The organism is Pradoshia sp. D12 (genome assembly GCF_008935075.1).
Lineage (GTDB): Bacteria > Bacillota > Bacilli > Bacillales > Pradoshiaceae > Pradoshia.
Map to the genome: position 1 here is coordinate 3,859,553 of NZ_CP044545.1, position 20,473 is coordinate 3,880,025.

Here is a 20,473-nt window from a genome sequence, read left to right on the forward strand (position 1 = left end):
CTCTACTTTGATTTCATTAAGAGATAAATAAAATATGGAGCACTGATAATAGAGACGATTACCCCTGAAGGAATATCGACACGGAACATATTTTTACCCAGCATATCTGCCAACAGCAAAATAAGGGCTCCAATCATAGCTGAAGCTGGTAAAAATGCCCCATGTTTAGGACCAACAAGCTTCCTTGCAATATGGGGTGCTATTAGTCCAAGAAAAGCAATCCCCCCGCCAACTGTCACACCTAACCCAGCCAATGCAACTGCGGCACCAATTAAAACTAAGCGCTCTTTTTCTGTACGAATTCCCAGTCCTGACGATACAAGACTCCCAAGATTTAATACATTTAGTGTGTGTGATTTATATAAAATAAATGGAATTAAGATTAAAAACCACGGCAGCAAGGCCCACACATATTTCCACTGTGTAGCCCAAAGATCTCCGGATAACCAAACTATCGCTTTCATGAAATCATGCGGATTCAATCTGAGCTGCATGGCAGTTAAGACAGCTGAAAATCCAGCATTAATACCGATTCCAACTAAAAGAAGGCGAATCGTGTGCAGCCCTTTCTTCCATGATAATGCCAATATCAATACGGCTGTAAGCATGGCTCCGGCAAATGCAAAGAAAGGCATAATAAATGTACCTATCTGGCTCTGACTGCCAAGCGTAGATTGAAATACAGTAATATAAATTAATACAGCAAGACCAGCACCTGCATTAATCCCTAATATCCCAGGCTCCGCTAATTCATTCTGAGCAACTGTTTGCAATACTGCTCCCGATATAGCCATTCCTGCTCCTACCAAAATAGCCAGTAAGATAGCCGGCAACCGGATCTCAAATAAAACAAGCTCCTGCTTAGCTGTTCCATTTCCCACAATCGTCTGCCACACCTCTGCTGGTGAAATACTGACCTTTCCTATATTCAGACTGATTAAACTGACCGTAATAATTAGTATGAACAAAGCAATCCATACTCTTGGCAAATTAGCAATCTTCTTCAAAACAATTGCCTCCCTTCACTGCGAACAAGGTACAGGAAGAAAGGAACTCCAATAAGTGCTGTCATAACACCAACCGGAGTTTCATATGGGGGATTAATCACTCTTGAGGCAACATCGGCCAACAATAACAAGGCACTTCCGAGAACAGCTGCGAGAGGCAGTAACTTTCTATAGTCCGTTCCAATCAACATCCTGGTTATATGAGGAATGACAAGACCGATAAAACCAATCGTCCCAGAGACCGCAACCGAGCTGCCAGTCAGTAATAAAATAACGATAATTCCTAAAGCTCGGACTAGCTTGATGTTAACCCCAAGCCCCTTCGTTACATCCGTACCAAGCGATAATAACGTAAGCGAATGTGCAATACTAAGTAAAATAGGCAATCCTATTAAGCCAACCGCTGTAATTATTTTTACCTCAACCCAATGACTATTCGCCAATTCACCTGCATACCAGAAGCTAATATTTTTCGTGACATCAAAATATAAAGCCATGCTGGTTGTCAAAGAACTTAAAAACATCCCAGTTGCCATACCCGCCAAAGCCAATTTAACTGGTGTTACCCCTCCTCTGGATAAGGCAGATAAAGAAAATACCAATAGGACAGCCAATCCTGCTCCAATCATGGATGCACTAATAGAACCCATTATGGATAATCCAGAGAAAACCGTTAATGATAAAACTAAAGCAAATGCAGCCCCATTGGATACTCCCAAAAGAGATGGTTCAGCAAGTGGATTTCTAGTCAATGCCTGCATAACAGCACCAGAAATGGCTAAGTATGCCCCAACAAGGCCTGCCATCAGTGCCCGCGGCAATCTGATTTCCCAAATAATCTGATGTGTCACATTATCAGGATTTCTATGGAGCAAAGCCTCCCATACTGTTGAAAGGTCTATCATTTTTGTTCCAATTATTAATGAAGTAATAAAAATAACTAGTAGTAGTAAAAAAGACAGCGGGAGAACAATGCCAATCCGTTCCCTGCGAGATGGAATATTTCTATCCTCGTTCTTCTGCACGTACGTTCAGTCCTTCAAAATTATAATATGTAGTCCAAAGGAATCCACCTTTCTAGTGTTACCTTAAAATGAATAGGTATGAATTTCCTTTGACCCTTCAAATGAGAATGATTATCATTAATAGTAACGAATTTATTTTACATACTAAAGGAGGATATAGCAATGGTAATAAATAATAAATACACACGTCTTCTGGTATTCATGCTGTGTGCAGTATTATTGCTTGCAGCCTGTGGCTCAAATGATGACAATGATACTTCTAACAAGGAGCAGTCTGACAAGAAGGTTACAGATGCAATCGGTGAAATGAGCTTCCCTAAAGACCCTAAAAGAATACTGGCACCAAATTTAGAGGATTATTTAGTCACTTTGGGCATTAAACCTGCTGCTCAATGGTCAATCGGTACAACTGTTCATAATTATTTACAGGATGAACTTAAGGATGTTCCTTTGATTTCATGGGATATGCCGATAGAAGATGTGATCGAAGCGGAACCAGACTTAATTATGTTCGAATCTGAAGCTGCTATTCAGGAAGGCCAGTATGAGGAATACAAAAAAGTAGCTCCAACCTATGTATTTAAGGAAGAAGATGCTGCTGACTGGAGAACTTTACTGACAAAAATGGGCGAGTTGTTCGGTAAAGAAGATCAGGCAAAAAAAGCAATTCAAGACTATGAGGATAAAGCTGCGGAAGCTAAAACAGCAGTTAAAGAGAAAATCGGAGATGAGTCTGCCGCTCTGATTTGGGTAACAGGCGGTCAGTACTTTGTTTTCGAGGGTGATCGTTACGCTTCAAATGTACTCTATAATGATTTAGGAATTAAGATGCCAACTTATATTAGTAAACTTGGTGAAGCACAGGCAACATGGCAGGGCACTTCACTTGAGGCATTAGCGGATTTGGATGCAGACCACCTCTTTATTGCTGCAGCGAGCGGCGAACCAGGAATGGAAACATTGGAAAACAGCTCTATTTATAGATCCATTCCGGCTGTCCAAAAAGGAAATGTTTATACATTTGAAGATTCCAGCAACTGGACAACCAATGCTAAAACGGCCAATGCTAAAACAATCGATTTGGTACTAGATTCCTTAACTAAATAATAAACAAAGGAGGCTCTTTTTTAAGAGTCTCCTTTTTATTGTATGTCTGAAGCTTACTTTTTTCTATTATATAAATCCTCTCTTCGGTCCTCAAAAACGGAGATGCGAGTTCGTACCTGATCGACTTCCTGTATGTTTAAGTCAGCATAAAGGATAGATTCTGCTGTAGAACCAATTGCAATTGTATCGCCCCATGGATTGATAACCATGGAAAACCCGCCGAATGTGTTATTAGGATCTTTTCCGACTCGATTGACAGCTATAATAAATAGCTGGTTTTCTATGGCTCGCGCCTTCAAGAGCGTTACCCAATGATCCACTCTTGCTTCCGGCCATTCTGCCACTACGAATATAAGCTTTGCTCCCGCCAAAGCATGTTTTCTTACCCATTCGGGAAAGCGGATATCATAGCAAATCAGGCCCCCGCTCACATTTTCATCTATCTTAAATAAATTCTCTTTTTGTCCCGCTATAAGATATTGATGTTCATCCATTACGTTAAAGAGATGAACTTTATCATACTCAGATATGACCTCTCCAAAGCGATTGAATACATACATTCTATTAAAATACCCTTTTGAGGTTTTCACAGATACAGAGCCGCCAACAATATTGACATTGTACTTTAATGCCAAAGAAGAAAGCAGCTTAATCGTTTCCTTCCCATCAAGGTCAGCAAGTTCCCCCAGCTGTTGCAGTGCATAGCCTGTATTCCACATTTCAGGCAGCACAATACAATCCGCACCATTCTCGGCCGCCTCAGTTATAGACTCTGTTACATGCTTAAAATTTTCAATTGGCTTTCCATACTCGATATCCATTTGTACACAGGCGATTTTCAGGTGGCTTCCCCCTCTCTCTTCTATTAAATAGGTTATTTCAATAGATGGCTGATAGCAACTTTGATGCTATCCGTTTATCCAATATGTAAGAAAGATGGAATCGGCTTAATCATCGACTCCATCATCCAATTCTCCACTAAGAATTTATAATTGTCTGTTCATAACCATTCGGATTTTGCCTTTGCCATTTCCAGGAATCAGCGCACATATCCTTCAGACTCTTTTCTGCTTTCCAGACCAGTACCTTTGCGGCCTTTACGGAATCAGCGTAACTAACAGCCACATCACCGGGCCTCCGTTCCACTAATTCGTAAGGGATTTTCCTTCCGCTAACACTCGCGAACGCATCCACCAGGTCCAGGACACTGTATCCGTTTCCTGTTCCAAGGTTAAATGCTTCTACTCCGGATCTACCCTGCAGATATTCCAATGCCTTCAAATGGCCCTTCACTAAATCGACTACATGGATATAGTCGCGGACACCCGTACCATCATGAGTTTCATAATCGCTGCCAAAAACGGATAATTTATCTCTTTTTCCAATGGCAACCTGTGTGATATATGGCATTAAATTATTGGGAATACCACTTGGATTCTCACCGATTCTTCCTGATTCATGAGCTCCTATAGGGTTGAAGTACCTCAGCAAAGCGATACTCCATGCTGGATCGGAAACATGCAAGTCACACAGAATTTCCTCTATCATTAATTTTGAACGTCCATATGGATTGGTTGCTGATAATGGAAAGGACTCATCAATCGGTACCCGATCCGGCATACCATATACAGTGGCAGAGGAACTGAATACCAGCTTCTTCACCTGATGCTTCGCCATAACTTCACATAGTCTGATGGTACCCGTCACATTATTTTCATAATATCTCAGAGGCATTGAAATGGACTCACCAACTGCTTTTAAACCGGCAAAATGGACAACTGAATCAAAATCATATTTTGCAAACAATTGGTCAATAGCTTCCTTATCTACTAAATCTATATTATAGAAAGGAAATTTCCTACCAGCTAACTCTTTCACTCTTTCAATTGCTTCCACATGACTATTAGAGAAATTATCCAGCACCACAATATCATAACCCGCTTTTAAGAATTCAACCGCCGCATGGCTGCCTATATAACCAGCACCACCTGTAATGAGTATCGCCATCCATGATCCACTCCCCTGTTTCTCACGATTGGTAATTAGAAATACACATACACTAATTTTACCTTATTTAGAATTATGTGGTACTTAATTTCTTTATGAGTTAAAAATACTAAAAGAAGAACAGGGCAGTGGATACTCAATTTATATTGCCGCAAGTCGATATTTAGGCTTGTTTAAATATCACTTGTTTTAGCTTTAAGGAATTCATCCTTAATCCTCTGCAGTAACGACTGATTTGTCAGAAGGCGATAACCTGTATTGGCCAAGGCTTTTGCACCAGTAATGACGGCTTGGTCTCCAAGTTCTGATATAGCACACTCTCTAAATTCTTTTGTGTGGGCGATTAGATCATTCGGACCAATTTTGATATAAGGATGCGCTGTCGGAACAACATGGCTTACATTTCCTGCATCTGTTGAACCGGATGCATTCCGCGTACCCTGTACAACCTCCTCACCTAGAGCTGCCAGTTCTTCTCGAAGTACCTCATCAAGAGCCGTGTTCAGAACGAAATCATGAACTTCATTTTGAAATCTTTCTATTTTTACATCGGCTCCGGTTGCCAACGCCGCACCTTTGGCAATCTGAATAATCCTTTCCGATATTTCCTCACAACTTTTCCAAGTTGAAGCTCTAATATAGAATCTTGCAGAGGCATAATCAGGAATGATATTAGGTGCATCTCCTCCATTTGGAATAATGCCATGAACCCTTATATCTGTCGGCAGCTGCTGTCTCAATGCGCCAATCCCATTAAATAACTGGATGACCGCATCAAGTGCATTAATCCCTTCCTCTGGTGCTGCCGCAGCATGCGCCGGTTTCCCATAAAAATGAAAGTCAAGGGGATTAACAGCCAAGAAAGGCTGAGTTGTTCTCGTTTGACCAGAAGGATGAATGATAATAGCTGCATCCACACCGTCAAACAATTGATGCTTTACATAACTGCCCTTCGCACTTCCATTTTGACCCCCTTCTTCTGCCGGGGTACCGTAAACAAGTACCGTTCCCCCTATTTCCTCGAGTACTAAACCAAGCGAAATTCCAGCCGCTACGCTGGTGATGCCAATGATATTATGGCCGCATGCATGGCCAAGGCCAGGAAGCGCATCATACTCGGCAAGAAAAGCTATCGTAGGCCCCGGCTTTGAGGATGATTTCCTCGCTAAAAATCCAGTTTTATGGCCAGCAATATCATTTGTTACCTCAAAGCCAGCATCGATTAATACCTTGGTCAGTGTTTCAGATGCAAAGAATTCTTCATTCCCTATTTCTGGATTTTCATGAATTTGGTGGCTTATATTTATATATTTGTTTTTCTGCTGATCTATATATTCATTGATAATATCTTTATGAAAAATGCGACCTTCGTTTTTAATCATTGCTCTGCCTCCAATCTCTCTAATAATCTTATACCTATGTTAGTATCCGAAGTAATTCATTGATCGACTGCCGGGCTGGTCCAGGCATCCTGATAATTAACCAATTCTTCTATTGAAACAAAAGCCGGAATGGTATTTCCTTTAAATGTTTTAAGGATAAAATCCTCCACTTCCTCGGAATGATAGATGTCTGCCAGTTTTTTTAGCTCAGCGCGGTCTTTATCCCCTTTTTTTATAGCGATAATATTAATGTATGGTTTGGCCGTTGCACTTTCATGGAACAAGGCATCCTTTAATGTCAATCCTGCCTCAACCGCAAAGTTATTGTTTATAATAGATGCATCTACATCTTCAAGAAAACGCGGTGTATTCCCGGCAGCTACCAGTTCGAGTTTAATATTTTTTTGATTTGATTTAATTTTTTCCAAAGAGCCTATTCCATCAAAATTATCTGTTAGTGTAATGAAGCCCGCCTCCTGCAAAAGAAGTAGCGCCCGGCCAAGATTTGTACCTTCATTAGGGACAGCAATTTTAGCCCCATCAGGCAATTCCTTTAAATCCTTATGCTTATTTGAGTAGATTCCCATTGGTGCAATAACAGTAGAGCTTAGTGGCTCAAGATCTAATTTTCTTTCTTCCACTTGTTCTTCAAAGTAAGAAATGGTCTGGAATGCGTTAGCATCCACTTCGCCATCATTTAGAGCTGTATTCGGCAAAATATAATCACTGAACTTTACAAGCTCTATATTGAGCCCCTTCTCCTTAGCGAGTTCAGCAATATAATCCCATATTCTTGTGTCTCCGCTGCTTACTCCAACCTTAATGGTAGAGCTGCCCTCTTTTGCACTGCCTTTCGAATCGCTTCCACATGCTGCTGTTACGACAGTACATGCAATTATTAAAATAGTAAGAAAAAGTTTTTTCATTTTTTCCATCTCCTTCTTTATCGTCTTCTTATTTTTCTAGCCAGCGTATTACCTATGGATTGTAAAAGCTGTACAATGATTACCAGTGCCGCAACGGTTACAATCATGGTGTTAGTGTCAAACCTCTGATAACCATAGGTGAGGGCAAGATCTCCAACTCCTCCAGCTCCTACTGCCCCTGCCATTGCTGAGGCTCCAACCAGCCCAATAGTTGCTGTTGTAAAGGTTAAAACAAGAGAGCTAAGTCCCTCTGGTATTAAAAACCGAAAAATGATCTGCCATTCAGTCGCGCCCATTGACTGAGCTGCTTCAATAATTCCCTTATCAACTTCCAATAATGAATTTTCAACCAATCTGGCAATATAAGGACCTGCATAAAATACAAGCGGTACAATGGCGGCATTCGTTCCAATCGCCGATCCAACAACCAATCGTGTAAATGGAATCAAAGCCACCAATAAAATAATGAAGGGAACCGAGCGTAAAATATTAATGATTGGGTTCAATATATTAAACACCCACTTATTCTCCAGAATGTGACCCTTTCTCGTTATGACGAGTAAAATCCCTAAAGGCAATCCAATCACGGCCGCGAATAGTAAGGAGAAGAAAACCATATAGAGTGTGTCACTGAATCCAATCAGTAACTGTTCAAGTGTAATTTCCATTCCTAAAAACTGTTCATTCATGATAGCTTAACCTCCTGCAAGAGCACATCCTCACTCTCTATGTATTGGATCGCCTTCTTTATTTCTTCTGTTTCACCGATGACCTCAACGATTAAATTCCCAAAAGGGGTTTCCTGTATTTCAGAAATATTGGCAGAAAGAACACTTAAATGGACATCAAAACTTTTCGCCACTGTTGAAAGTAGATGCTTGCCAGACGAAGATCCCAAAAAATTAAGTTTCCAAACTGCTGGTTTATTCTCCTTTAAGGATTTCAAAAAGCTCTGCGGAATCTCGTCGTGAATGACTGTTCTAACAAACCGCTTGGCAACCTCAGTGGTTGGCTTGGAAAAAATATCAAGAACAGGACCCTGCTCAACAACCCTCCCATTTTCCATGACAGCGACCTTATTGCATATCTCTTTAATCACCGACATTTCATGTGTAATAAGCAAAATTGTTATATTGTATTCTCGGTTTATTTTTTTCAATAGCTCTAAAACATCCCTGGTCGTCTGCGGATCCAATGCCGATGTAGCTTCGTCACATAGCAGGATAGATGGATTCGTGGCCAGAGCTCTCGCAATTCCAACCCTCTGCTTCTGTCCCCCTGACAATTCATCCGGGTAACTTCGACCCTTAGCTGATAACCCCACGAACTCCAGTAATTCTCGAACTCTATTTTGAATCGTTTCTTTACGAACGCCGGATAGTATCAATGGAATCGCTACATTATCAAATACCGTCTTAGATTGAAGTAAATTGAAATGTTGAAAGATCATCCCGATTTTCTTTTTCTCTGCCCTTAATTCCTTTGCTTTGAGACTGGCAAACGATTTACCATTCACAAGGACCTCCCCCTCAGTAGGCCGTTCAAGCATATTAACTAAACGCAAAAGTGTACTTTTCCCGGCCCCGCTGTATCCTACCACTCCAAAAATATCCCCTTTTTCAACCGTTAAATGAACGCCTCTCAGAGCATCTACGCTTTGACCATTTGCTTGATATGACTTTTTTATGTTTCGAAACTCAATCATGTTCTCTCCTCCAGGCCTAAAAAATTCGAAATGCAAAAAGCCCCTTCTGTCATTAGACAGAAGAGGCTTTGTATGAACATATACATAAAAAGACAAGTAGAAATATGTTCGCTTAAAGCTTCCTCTTATCTCTCAAACAGATGTTTGTTGGAATTAGCACAGTATTTTTACCATAGTAAAAATCCGCTGCCGAAGTATCATAGGGCCAAATCCCTCCACTTCTCTCGATAAGAATCGCTTGCTATTCAATTAAATTTGATGTTTCCAACTATATCCTATCTTGTTTAGCAATGTCAATAATAATTTATAATATTTAAAATATTTTTGATTTATAATAAAGAATATCCTAAATCAAGTTACAGCAACTAAAATTCATGAATATTTCCAATTCATGAATCATTTTGGTCAGTTATTCGTATAGGATATTAAGGTAAATTATAGAAAAAATAAGGAGGGGTACTTTGTGGGAAATATCTTCATCTATTCCATTATCATTGGGATTATATCGGCACTTATTCTTGTGCCATTCAAAAATAATGAAAAATTACGTATCCATATGAAGGGGAAAACAAAACTGCTTGTTTTTGTCAGCTTAGCTGCATTAATCACGATTGGAGCATTTTTATTTTATTACTTCACCCTGTTGGATCAAACTATCTCTTCTCTTTGGATTTTTGTCATCATACTAACCTTGCTGGGTTCAATGCTTGCTACGGGTATGGAGAGAACCATTAAGGGTATTTTATTTGCAGGTAGTTTGCTTGTCGGTCTCTATTTTTTAACGGCATTTCTGTTCAATGCCGATGAAAAGTATACTATAGCTAAAATGGACATCAAAGAAGAAATTCAAACATTTGATGAAAATAAAAAGCCGGCCAGCGTGCCTCCTCAATACGCGCGCAATAAAATGAAAAAAGCATTTGGCCAGGTACCAAATACGAGCTACTACGAATTAGGGAATTTACAAATCCAAAAAGTAGATGGTGAGTATGTTTATATTGCTCCAGTCGAATTTTCAGGATTCTTCAAATGGCTGAAAGGGAAAGAAACTCCTGGTTACTTTATATTGAGTGCTACAGATTCATCAGCCAACCCAAAATTTGTTGATGCAGAAATGATCTACACTCCTTCTGCATTCTTCAATAAAGAAACAGAGCGCCGTATTCGTCTACAGTATCCATCCTACATATTCTATGGGGATTCACAGCTTGAAGTAGATGATAATGGCACGCCATTTTATATTCGCTCTTATGGTGATTTTGTCTCTGCCAGAAATGGCTTTAAGGTAAAAGGTGTTGTGGTGATGGATGCCAAAACTGGGAAGTCCAACTCTTATTCCCTTTCTGAAGCGCCCGAATTTATTGATGGTGCCGTTGCACCAGAAGTCGTCAGTACACAAAACAGCTACTTCGGAAATTATATTCATGGCTATTGGAACAGCCTATTTGGAAAATCAGATGTTAAACTGCCTTCTGATGAGGGTACCGAAGCGAATGTAAGTCCGATCTTTGATGAAAATGGAGATATGTATTATTTCACTGATTTCACGAGTCCTAAAGAAGGCGTCGATTCTATGCTCGGCTATGCGCTCACAAATTCCAGGACAGGTAAAGCTGTCTATTATACAGGTAATATGGAGGAATCCTACATGGATTCACAGGGTGCCCTGCAAATTATCGAGAAGAAGTTTATAGAAAAGAAATGGGAAGGAGAAATGCCCATCATCTATAATTTTTACGGTGAAGCCAGTTGGTTAACAGGAGTCCTGGATTCAAATGGATTCCTACAAAATTATTTCATTGTATCTGCTGCCAATCCTGAAATAACAGCATATGGGTCAACGCCAAATGAAGCCTTAAAGCTATACAAAACAGCACTTCAAAAAGGCGGCGGAACGGTTAACGGCACCTCCACAAGTGTTGAGAAGAAAATCGATGGGAAAGTTATCAGAGTCTATAAAGAAAAATCAGGTGAATATACCGTCGTTTCGTTCCTTCTGGATAATGGACAAAGCTACAATATGTCCTCTGAAAAGGATCCTTTGATCATATATCTGCAGGAAAACGATGAGGTATCTGTAACGTACCTGGATACCGGGGAAAACTTTTTACCTGTTAACGGTATTACAATTAAGAATTTACAATAATATATACTGAAGAAAATAGATCATCCTCACTCGAGGATTGATCTATTTTTTAACAACTGGACTAATTTTATTACCCATATTTAAATTATTGTTAAATATATAGTTAGAATCGTGTTGAATAGGGTAAATAAAATTAGTCATAAATACTCATAATAGGTAGTGTTTACATTATTAAGAGGAGGGCTTTGGAGTTAAATTCTATAGATCAATACCCATACTGGATGTAGTTCCAAAAGAATTAGAGCGCAAATGGAAATATACTTTAGAATTCATTCTTCAGAACTAAAATTTGCTTAAGATACACTTACATGGTTAAAGCATTCTCAGCTGTTTTCCATACATAATCAGTATTAATATGTGAGTTAGATTATTTTCACATAACATTTAGGAAGTACTTTCCATTTACAAATCTCTATATATTTTATTAGATTAAATAAGTATAATACTGCTCTTTTTTTATTTCTCCACCCTTTATTACATCTTTTTCTTCACAACAAATAAATGGAAATCTTATAGTAATCTAATATTATTTGGTAAGTATTGATTGCCAAAAAACCGTATCTTTATATATACTCATAGAGATACATACATTCTGTTATAAGATTAAAACATCCCTTTTAACCCGCCCCAATTGGATATAGAGGGTTTTTAAACGTTACTTATATGAAGGAGGTTCACAATGAAGAAATTTTCAAAATTCACATTCCTAATAGCAATGGCTATTGTCATGATTGCTTCATTTATATTCCCGGCTTTAAACACGAAAGCAGAAGGAAAAAAATATGAGATTGCAACAGATATTACATTTGCCCCATTTGAATTCCAGGAAACGAATGGCGAATTTGTAGGTATAGATATCGATTTACTCAATGCTATAGCTGAAAATCAAGGGTTTGAAGTAGAAATTAAGCCGCTTGGATTTAATGCAGCCGTACAAGCACTAGAGTCCAATCAAGTAGACGGCGTTATTGCCGGAATGAGTATAACAGATGAAAGACAACTGAAATTTGATTTCTCCGATCCCTATTTTGAATCTGGTGTCGTAATGGCGGTTGCCGAGGGAAATGAAGAGATTAAATCCTATGAAGATTTAAAAGGAAAAAAGGTAGCCATTAAAACAGGTACAGAAGGTGCCAGCTTTGCAGAAAGCATAAAAGATAAATATGGCTTTAAAACGGTAACCTTTGATGATTCCGCCAATATGTATGACGATGTTAAAACAGGTAACTCTGCAGCTGTTTTTGATGATTACCCAGTTCTGGCATATGGGATTACGCAAGGCAACGGATTAGAAATCGTTACTGAAAAAGAAAAAGGCGGCTCCTATGGATTTGCTGTCGCTAAAGGGCAAAATGCGGAATTGATTGAGCAGTTCAATACAGGTCTAGCCAATCTAAAAGAATCCGGTGAATATCAGGATATTATGGATAAGTACTTGAAGGCAGAAAAAAGCACCGATACTAATAACGGTTTCTTCGGCTTATTAGAATCAAGTATGCCAAGTCTGTTAAAAGGTCTTCAAATGACCCTGATATTGACTGTCGTATCTCTTGTTATAGCATGTATCCTAGGTATTATATTTGGTCTGATGCGTGTGTCCCATCTCAAAATCTTAAGGGCAATCGGCGTCATTTACGTAGATATCTTTAGAGGAACTCCACTGATTGTTCAAGCTTTCTTTATCTATTTCGGTATTCCAGCAGCACTTGACTTCCGTATATCTGCAGTTGCTGCCGGTATCATAACATTAAGCTTAAATGCTGGTGCATATATGGCTGAAATTGTACGCGGTGGTATCGAATCCGTTGATAAGGGACAAATGGAAGCTGCCCGAAGCCTTGGTCTTCCATATAAAAAGGCAATGGCAAAGGTTATCCTTCCACAGGCAATCCGTCTGATGATTCCATCTATCATTAACCAATTTATCATTACATTAAAAGATACCTCTATCCTATCCATCATTGGTATTAATGAATTGACTCAAAGCGGAAAAATCATTATTGCCAGAAACCTTGAGTCCTTCCAAATGTGGCTGATTGTAGGGTTTATATACTTTATCATTATTATGATTTTAACTAAGGTATCAAACCGTATGGAAAGGAAGATCCAAAATGGGAAAGCTTAAAGTAAAAGGATTAAAAAAATCATACGGGAAGCTGGAAGTACTAAAGGATATCAGTCTTGAGGTTAAAGAAGGCGAAGTTGTCTGCTTAATCGGCCCTTCTGGATCCGGTAAAAGTACACTTCTGCGCTGCCTCAATTTACTTGAAGAAGTAAATGAAGGTGACGTAACAGTTGATGATAAACATTTAACTGATAAAAACACAGACATTAATAAAGTTAGGGAAAATATCGGAATGGTATTCCAGCATTTCAATCTCTTCCCGCATATGACAGTACTAGATAATATTACTTTGGCTCCTGTTGAGCTGAATAAAGCTACAAAAGAAGAAGCAAAAAAAATCGGCTTAAAGCTATTGGCTCGTGTGGGTCTTGAAGATAAGGCCAATGCCATGCCAGCTCAACTGTCCGGCGGACAAAAACAACGTGTGGCGATTGCACGAGCTCTTGCCATGAACCCTGACATTATGTTGTTTGATGAGCCTACGAGTGCACTTGATCCCGAAATGGTCGGTGAGGTTCTGAATGTTATTAAACAGCTTGCACAAGAGGGTATGACCATGGTAATTGTGACTCATGAAATGGGCTTTGCCCGTGAAGTAGCTGATCAGGTCATCTTTATGGATGGCGGTTATGTTGTGGAAAGAGGAACACCTGAAGAAATCTTCTCCAATCCGCAAAATGAACGAACTAAGGATTTTCTTGATAAAGTTTTATAAGGATAAGTTAGGGCACAGTGCTTAAGCACTGTGCCCTTTAGTATTTCTATTTTGATAACCTCCTTCTTGCTGATGTAATGACTATCCATATATGCAGTTACTAAAAGGCCTGATATATATGAATCCTGCCTTTACTCTGATATAAACTTCTATTTCCTGGTTACATGCAACCCTCCATGCAAACACTCCAATATTTTCATAAAAACCTTTATTACGCGCAAAATAAGCTTTAGTATTAATCCAGTTCCCTTACTTTCTGAATTTTCCAGTTTCGAACCGTTCTCTCCAAATGATATTATTATTTTAGTATAATAAATAAAAGTAAAAGCTATAAAATAGGAGTGTTAAAATGGATTCAATTAGCTTTATTGAAATAATACAATTTGTTTTTTTAGGATTACTGCAAGGTCTTACTGAACCTATCCCTGTATCTTCAAGTGGCCACTTGGTCATCTTTCAGCATTTTTTCGGACTTAACATTCCGGGATTAAGCTTTGAGTTGTTTGTAAACTTTGCGTCCCTACTGGCCGTTATCTTTATTTATCGAGCAGATTTAATGAAGTTGATTAAAAATGGATTTTCCTATTTAACAGGTTCTGATAAATCTACCGCCACGAAAAAGGATTTTTATTTTATTCTTTACTTAATTGTTGCTACAATTCCAGCTGCATTTATCGGTCTTTTCTTTGAGGATCAAATCGCATCTATTTTTAAGGGTGTACGTGTCATTGGCTTTGCGCTGATTATCACAGGTATTGCTTTATGGCTTATCCGTAATTTAGAGGGCAGGAAAGCTGAGGGAGAACTAACATTTAAGGATGCCATTATTGTGGGATTATCACAGGCTGTTGCTTTAATACCTGGAATCAGCCGTTCCGGTGCAACGATCGTATCCTCTATGGCTATGGGAATGAACCGTGAAACTGCGTTGAAATTCTCGTTTTTTCTATATATCCCAATCAGTCTTGGCGGCATGGTATTTTCAGTATCCGATATGGTGAACGATCCTGATTTAGGAAGACTGCTGATTCCGTATGCATTGGCATTTATAGCTTCCCTCATCGCCTCCTATTTTTCACTGCGTTGGTTTATGGATATTATGAAAAAAGGGAAATTAGGTTATTTTTCTATTTACTGTTTTATCGTAGGAATCCTCGTTATTATCTTCGGTTAACTTATAAAAAGGAGAACAAGCATTGGTGCTTGTTCTCCTTTTTATATTTGCGAGTCGTTTTTATAGTACACTATATTTATATATACTATACATTTTGAGCTTTACATGACAAAACAACTAATACCCTAAAATAGTTCGAGCTACTTTACCACTATTCGTAATCCTAATAAATAAAGAACGGGTGATGGTTATGTTTAAAATTTTATTAATTGAAGATGACACCAGCCTTTTTAAAGAAATTAAAGAGAGGTTAACCCAATGGTCTTATGAAGTATATGGCGTTCAAGATTTCGGAGAGGTACTTAATGAATTTACGGATATTCAGCCTGACTTAGTCCTTATTGATATTCAGTTGCCTAAATTTGACGGTTTCCATTGGTGCCGGCTGATACGGACGCACTCCAATGTACCCATTTTATTTTTATCATCGAGAGACCACCCTACTGACATGGTGATGTCTATGCAACTTGGTGCTGATGATTTTATACAGAAGCCCTTTAACTTTGATGTTTTAGTTGCAAAGATTCAAGCCATTTTACGAAGAGTTTATAATTATAATGCTGATCAAACACAGCTGAAAATCTGGTGCGGAGCGACCATTAATTACGAAAAAAATACGGTTGAAAATGAACTTGGATCAATAGAGCTTTCAAGGAATGAAATTTACATTTTAAAGCAGTTAATCGATCATAAGAATAAGATTATCAGCAGAGATACTTTAATTCGCAGTTTATGGGATGATGAGCGGTTTGTCAGCGATAATACATTAACGGTCAATGTGAATCGGTTGCGAAAAAGGCTGGATGAACTTGGACTCGGACATTTTATAGAAACAAAAGTAGGTCAAGGTTACATGGCAAAAGAGACGGCTGATTCTTTATGATAAAGAGCTATTTAATTGAAAGACGAAGCTGGATTATCTTATTCCTGTCAATTCATCTATTTATACTCTTTGTGGCTTATATTGACCAGTCTATCCCTTTTCAATCAATTGCTTATATCGTCTTTTTATCTGTAATTTTATTTACCATCTTCATTATCATACGCTATAAAACTGAAACGCAATTTTATAGAAGTTTAGATAAACGGGAAACTGATTTAGACATCTCCACTTTGCCGGATGCAAGGAGCCCTATTGAACGAATTGTTCTAAATAGTATCCTGAATCAAACAGAGCAGCTGAAACATGCAACTGCACACAGCCAAACCTTAATTGAACAAGAAAAAGATGACTTACTCTCCTGGATTCACGAGGTTAAAACTCCGCTAACAGCCATGAATTTAATCATTGATCGCCTTGAGGATGAACGAACAAAATCTGAGCTAACCTATGAATGGATGAGAATTCAACATCTTCTTGATTCTCAACTTTTCCAAAAGCGACTTCAATTTATTGAAAACGACCTTTTAATAGAGAATTTAGATTTACGTAAAATTGTCTATAAAGAAATAAGAGAATTGCAGAGTTGGTGTATCCAGAAAAGAATCGGCTTTGACCTCCAGCTGGATATTACCGAGGTTGTAAGTGATGCCAAGTGGTTGAGCTTTATTATTAGACAGTTATTAACGAATGCAGTCAAATATAGTCATGACTCAGATATTATTATTTCAAGCCGCCCCCTGCCAAATGAACATATCATTTTAACCATACAGGATTTTGGCCGCGGCATTGATCAGAGGGATTTGCCGCGTATCTTTGATAAAGGCTACACTTCTGCTGTGGAACATACCGATAATGCTGCGACAGGTATGGGCTTATATCTAGCTAAAAAAGCAGCAAATCCTCTTATGATTGATATTGGAGTAGATTCAAAACTAGACGAAGGCACCCGATTTACGCTTACCTTTCCAAAGAAGAATGATTTTGTTGAGGTCATTAGCATGTGACAGGAATGTCACATGCTTTTCTATTTTGTTCGGAGAATAGAAGGATTTGAATAGAACGTCCTCTATATAATGAAGGTATCAATTAAAGGGAGACGATTCCATATGAATATATTAGAGGCACATAAAATCCATAAATCATTTGGTAGCAAATTTAATCAGCAAGAGGTTCTAAAAGGCATTGATATTACTATTAAAACAGGAGAATTTGTTGGAATAATGGGCGCCTCCGGTTCAGGAAAAACGACTTTACTTAATGTATTATCTTCGATTGATAAAGTCAGCACAGGGACCATCATGATTAATAATACAGAGATGACAGCAATGAAGGAAAAGAAATTAGCTGAATTCCGCAAGCATCATCTTGGCTTCATCTTTCAGGAGTACAATCTATTAGATACCTTAACCGTTAAGGAAAATATTCTTTTACCATTATCTATTAGCGGCTTATCCAAAAAAGAAGCTATAAAGAAGTTTGATGAGGTAGCTAAGGATCTTAGCATCCTGGACCTGAAGGATAAATACCCAAATGAACTCTCAGGCGGTCAAAAGCAGCGAACATCTGCAGCAAGAGCGTTTATCCATGAACCAAGTATTATTTTTGCCGATGAACCTACAGGTGCCCTTGATTCTAAATCAGCATCCGATCTGTTAAATAAACTAAGTGAATTAAACCAAAAGAGGAATGCAACGATTGTATTGGTTACACATGACCCTATAGCAGCCAGTTATTGCAATCGCGTTATTTTTATTAAGGATGGACAAATCTATACACAGCTAACTAAGGGCCAAGAAGATCGTGAATCCTTTTTCAGAGGAATTATTAAAACACAAGGAATCTTGGGTGGTGTTATGGATGAGCGTTAAAACACTCATATGGAGAAACCTCAAAAAAAATATAAACAACTATTATCTCTATGTATTTGCTTTAGTTTTCAGCGTTGCCCTTTACTTTTCATTTGTTACTCTGCAGTATGACCCCGCAATGGATGCTGCTAAAGGTTCGATAAAAGGAGGGGCTGCACTTCAAGTAGGATCTATTTTGCTCATTAGCATCGTACTTGTATTCCTGCTCTTTGCCAATAGTATTTTTATTAAAAGGCGGGGCAAAGAAATTGGTCTATTCCAGTTAATCGGTATGACGAAATCGAAAATATTCCGTATTTTAAATATGGAGAATGCGATTCTCTACTTTGGTTCATTGGTGGTAGGTATTTTTATTGGATTCTCCATTTCAAAGCTTATTATGCTTATACTAATTAAATTAACTGGTGTCGAGGATATAGCTGCTCTACGTTTTTCAGGAGAAGCGCTAATCCAAACTATTATTGTGTTCAGTGTGATCTATCTACTAATCATGTTATCAAATTATCTCTTCATTAAAAGACAAACTATATTATCATTATTTAGAGTAACTTCTTCCACTGAAGTAAAAGTCAAAAAAATATCTAAATTTGAAATCACAATTGGTATACTTGGTCTTTTTTTAATAGGATCTGGATACTATATTTCAACTAAACTTTTCGGTGAGGATTTATCTACTGGCGATGAGTTAATAGCAGCAATGTTATATATTCTTGGGGCTGTGATAGTTGGGACCTATTTGTTTTATAAAGGCTCTGTGACCTTTATTTTAAATAGTATTCGTAAAAAGAAAGATGGTTATTTAAATGTGTATGAGGTTCTCTCTCTCTCATCTATCATGTTTCGCTTGAAATCGAATGCTATGTTATTAACAATCATCACAACTGTTTCAGCACTTGCAATCGGTTTACTCTCCTTAAGCTATATTTCCTTCTATTCAGTAGAGAAAACAGCGAAGAATGATGTTCCAGCTAACTTCTCCTTTATGAATGAAAAAGATGCTGATCATTTTACAAGTGTCCTTCGTGAAAATGGCATTGCTTTTAAGGAGAAGAAAGTTGACGTTATTCAATCGAGAGTTAATATTGAGCAAATCATAGAAACCAGCCTTAATGTACTTGATCTTCGACTGAATTCTATGCCAATGCCTGTTATCAGTGAAAAGGCAATTGACGATGTTGAGTTATCTGCCCATGAGGCTTATTTCACCGGGTATAGCGACATGCTGAAAAATACGTTGGATTTTAAAGACACAGGTAACATCCAAATAACAGGTAACAACATAACGATTGACCAAAAATATACAGGCCTAAATAGGGATTATGTGATTTCCTGGAACTTTACCATCAGCGGTATACCTGCTGTAGTTGTGGATGAATCTACTTTTCAAAGATTAAAGGATGATATAGATCCAGCTATCCAGGATGCTGACTCACTCTATATTGGGATTGATATCACAGATAATGAACAGCTTCCAGAAGCAAATAGTCTATTCAACCAATTAGCTACTCAGGATGATACACATGAATCTCGTATTAACATGATCCAAGATAACAAAAAAAGAATGGGATTAACGATGTTTATTGTCGGATTTCTCGGTTTAACATTCCTTATTACATCGGGCTGCATTCTTTACTTTAAACAAATGGGTGAAAGTGAGGACGAAAAGTTAAACTTCTCTATCTTAAGAAAACTTGGATTTACCCAACAGGATCTTTTGAAGGGTGTTAAGCTAAAACAATTATTTAATTTTGGAATACCACTCATATTAGGTCTTTGTCATAGCTATTTTGCAGTTAAGTCAGGTTGGTTCCTATTTGGAATAGAGATTTGGACACCGATGTTACTAGTAATGGTGTTGTATACAGTATTCTATTCTATATTTGGAGTATTATCTGTTTCATATTATAAGAAAATCATAAAAGAATCGTTATAAAATTATTTATGGAGCTCTTGCTTTAAATAGCGGGAGCCTTCTTTTCATTTTGAAGAAAATAATTCGAGGAAAATTCTATAAATAGCGTGTTTTAATGATGGGAATTTAAATTTATGGTGCATACTCTAATTGCCTTTGTCTATTCATTTTAGATAAAGGCATTTAATGAAGTATACACCATTCCTAAAGTAGCAACTTTAGAGACAAATGTTATCACAATTGCTTTCATATTAGATCCTCCCTTGTTTCAATATTAGCCCAATATCGCATATGATTAATTACATTAAACAAATAATACAAGAGCCATTGTTACAAATTTAAGTCCAAATACAATTCCTAATCCTTTCATTCTGCCTTTCCTCCTATCTTTTTTTCTTTACGTTTGCATTCCTACAAAGAGCAAATATTACTACATACAATGTTCATTACATAAATAACATTAACGCCATTGTTACAGCTTTAAATCCAAA

17 protein-coding genes and 1 riboswitch are annotated in these 20,473 nt (G+C 38.0%); of the genes, 9 read left to right on the forward strand and 8 right to left on the reverse strand.

All coding sequences use genetic code 11. From position 1 onward, the window contains the following. Nucleotides 1–2: 2 nt before the first annotated feature. Both F7984_RS18525 and F7984_RS18530 read right to left on the reverse strand, forming a co-directional pair. Complete coding sequence (locus tag F7984_RS18525) at nt 3–1,007, reverse strand: FecCD family ABC transporter permease (RefSeq protein WP_066109556.1); 1,005 nt, start codon at nt 1,005–1,007, stop codon at nt 3–5. After that, nucleotides 1,004–2,032 carry a FecCD family ABC transporter permease gene (locus tag F7984_RS18530; RefSeq protein WP_066109560.1) on the reverse strand — a complete coding sequence of 343 codons (1,029 nt, stop codon included), beginning with the start codon at nt 2,030–2,032 and terminating at the stop codon, nt 1,004–1,006. The genes F7984_RS18525 and F7984_RS18530 overlap by 4 nt, the downstream gene beginning before the upstream one ends. Before the next feature lie 162 nt (nt 2,033–2,194). Between F7984_RS18530 and F7984_RS18535 the strand changes: the two genes are divergently transcribed. Further along, nucleotides 2,195–3,139 carry an ABC transporter substrate-binding protein gene (locus F7984_RS18535; protein ID WP_066109564.1) on the forward strand — a complete coding sequence of 315 codons (945 nt, stop codon included), beginning with the start codon at nt 2,195–2,197 and terminating at the stop codon, nt 3,137–3,139. A 53-nt stretch (nt 3,140–3,192) separates the two neighbouring features. Here the strand turns inward: F7984_RS18535 and F7984_RS18540 are convergent, their stop codons facing one another. From F7984_RS18540 to F7984_RS18565, 6 genes are all read right to left on the reverse strand, one after another. Beyond that, nucleotides 3,193–3,981 carry a carbon-nitrogen family hydrolase gene (locus F7984_RS18540; RefSeq protein ID WP_066109566.1) on the reverse strand — a complete coding sequence of 263 codons (789 nt, stop codon included), beginning with the start codon at nt 3,979–3,981 and terminating at the stop codon, nt 3,193–3,195. A gap of 136 nt (nt 3,982–4,117) precedes the next feature. Further along, nucleotides 4,118–5,146, reverse strand: a complete 1,029-nt coding sequence (galE, locus tag F7984_RS18545; RefSeq protein WP_066109569.1) for a UDP-glucose 4-epimerase GalE — start codon at nt 5,144–5,146, stop codon at nt 4,118–4,120. Between the two features lie 173 nt (nt 5,147–5,319). Beyond that, nucleotides 5,320–6,528, reverse strand: a complete 1,209-nt coding sequence (locus tag F7984_RS18550) for a M20 family metallopeptidase (protein WP_066109570.1) — start codon at nt 6,526–6,528, stop codon at nt 5,320–5,322. A gap of 56 nt (nt 6,529–6,584) precedes the next feature. Next, nucleotides 6,585–7,454, reverse strand: a complete 870-nt coding sequence (locus tag F7984_RS18555) for a MetQ/NlpA family ABC transporter substrate-binding protein (protein ID WP_066109571.1) — start codon at nt 7,452–7,454, stop codon at nt 6,585–6,587. Nucleotides 7,455–7,471: 17 nt separating this feature from the next. Continuing rightward, entirely contained in the window at nt 7,472–8,122 is a 651-nt protein-coding gene (locus tag F7984_RS18560) for a methionine ABC transporter permease (RefSeq protein WP_066109774.1), read from the reverse strand. 17 nt (nt 8,123–8,139) lie between these two features. Continuing rightward, on the reverse strand, nt 8,140–9,159 hold the full coding sequence (locus F7984_RS18565) for a methionine ABC transporter ATP-binding protein (protein ID WP_066109575.1): 1,020 nt from the start codon (nt 9,157–9,159) through the stop codon (nt 8,140–8,142). A gap of 122 nt (nt 9,160–9,281) precedes the next feature. Continuing rightward, a riboswitch (SAM riboswitch) is annotated at nt 9,282–9,393 on the reverse strand. 229 nt (nt 9,394–9,622) lie between these two features. Between F7984_RS18565 and F7984_RS18570 the strand changes: the two genes are divergently transcribed. From F7984_RS18570 to F7984_RS18605, 8 genes are all read left to right on the forward strand, one after another. Then, nucleotides 9,623–11,305, forward strand: coding sequence for a YrzE family protein (locus tag F7984_RS18570; protein ID WP_066109578.1), 1,683 nt, complete (start codon nt 9,623–9,625; stop codon nt 11,303–11,305). A 679-nt stretch (nt 11,306–11,984) separates the two neighbouring features. Then, nucleotides 11,985–13,430, forward strand: coding sequence for an amino acid ABC transporter substrate-binding protein/permease (locus F7984_RS18575; protein WP_066109582.1), 1,446 nt, complete (start codon nt 11,985–11,987; stop codon nt 13,428–13,430). Further along, on the forward strand, nt 13,417–14,145 hold the full coding sequence (locus tag F7984_RS18580; protein WP_066109585.1) for an amino acid ABC transporter ATP-binding protein: 729 nt from the start codon (nt 13,417–13,419) through the stop codon (nt 14,143–14,145). The genes F7984_RS18575 and F7984_RS18580 overlap by 14 nt, the downstream gene beginning before the upstream one ends. Nucleotides 14,146–14,494: 349 nt before the next feature. After that, entirely contained in the window at nt 14,495–15,319 is an 825-nt protein-coding gene (locus tag F7984_RS18585) for an undecaprenyl-diphosphate phosphatase (RefSeq protein WP_066109587.1), read from the forward strand. A gap of 190 nt (nt 15,320–15,509) precedes the next feature. Then, entirely contained in the window at nt 15,510–16,202 is a 693-nt protein-coding gene (locus tag F7984_RS18590) for a response regulator transcription factor (RefSeq protein ID WP_066109590.1), read from the forward strand. Next, nucleotides 16,199–17,206 (forward strand): sensor histidine kinase, encoded by a 1,008-nt coding sequence (locus F7984_RS18595; protein WP_066109593.1) that lies wholly within the window; start codon nt 16,199–16,201, stop codon nt 17,204–17,206. The genes F7984_RS18590 and F7984_RS18595 overlap by 4 nt, the downstream gene beginning before the upstream one ends. 102 nt (nt 17,207–17,308) lie before the next feature. Beyond that, a complete protein-coding gene (locus F7984_RS18600) occupies nt 17,309–18,070 on the forward strand; it encodes an ABC transporter ATP-binding protein (protein WP_066109596.1) in 762 nt (253 codons plus the stop codon). After that, entirely contained in the window at nt 18,060–20,003 is a 1,944-nt protein-coding gene (locus F7984_RS18605) for an ABC transporter permease (RefSeq protein ID WP_066109599.1), read from the forward strand. The genes F7984_RS18600 and F7984_RS18605 overlap by 11 nt, the downstream gene beginning before the upstream one ends. Nucleotides 20,004–20,473 lie beyond the last annotated feature (470 nt).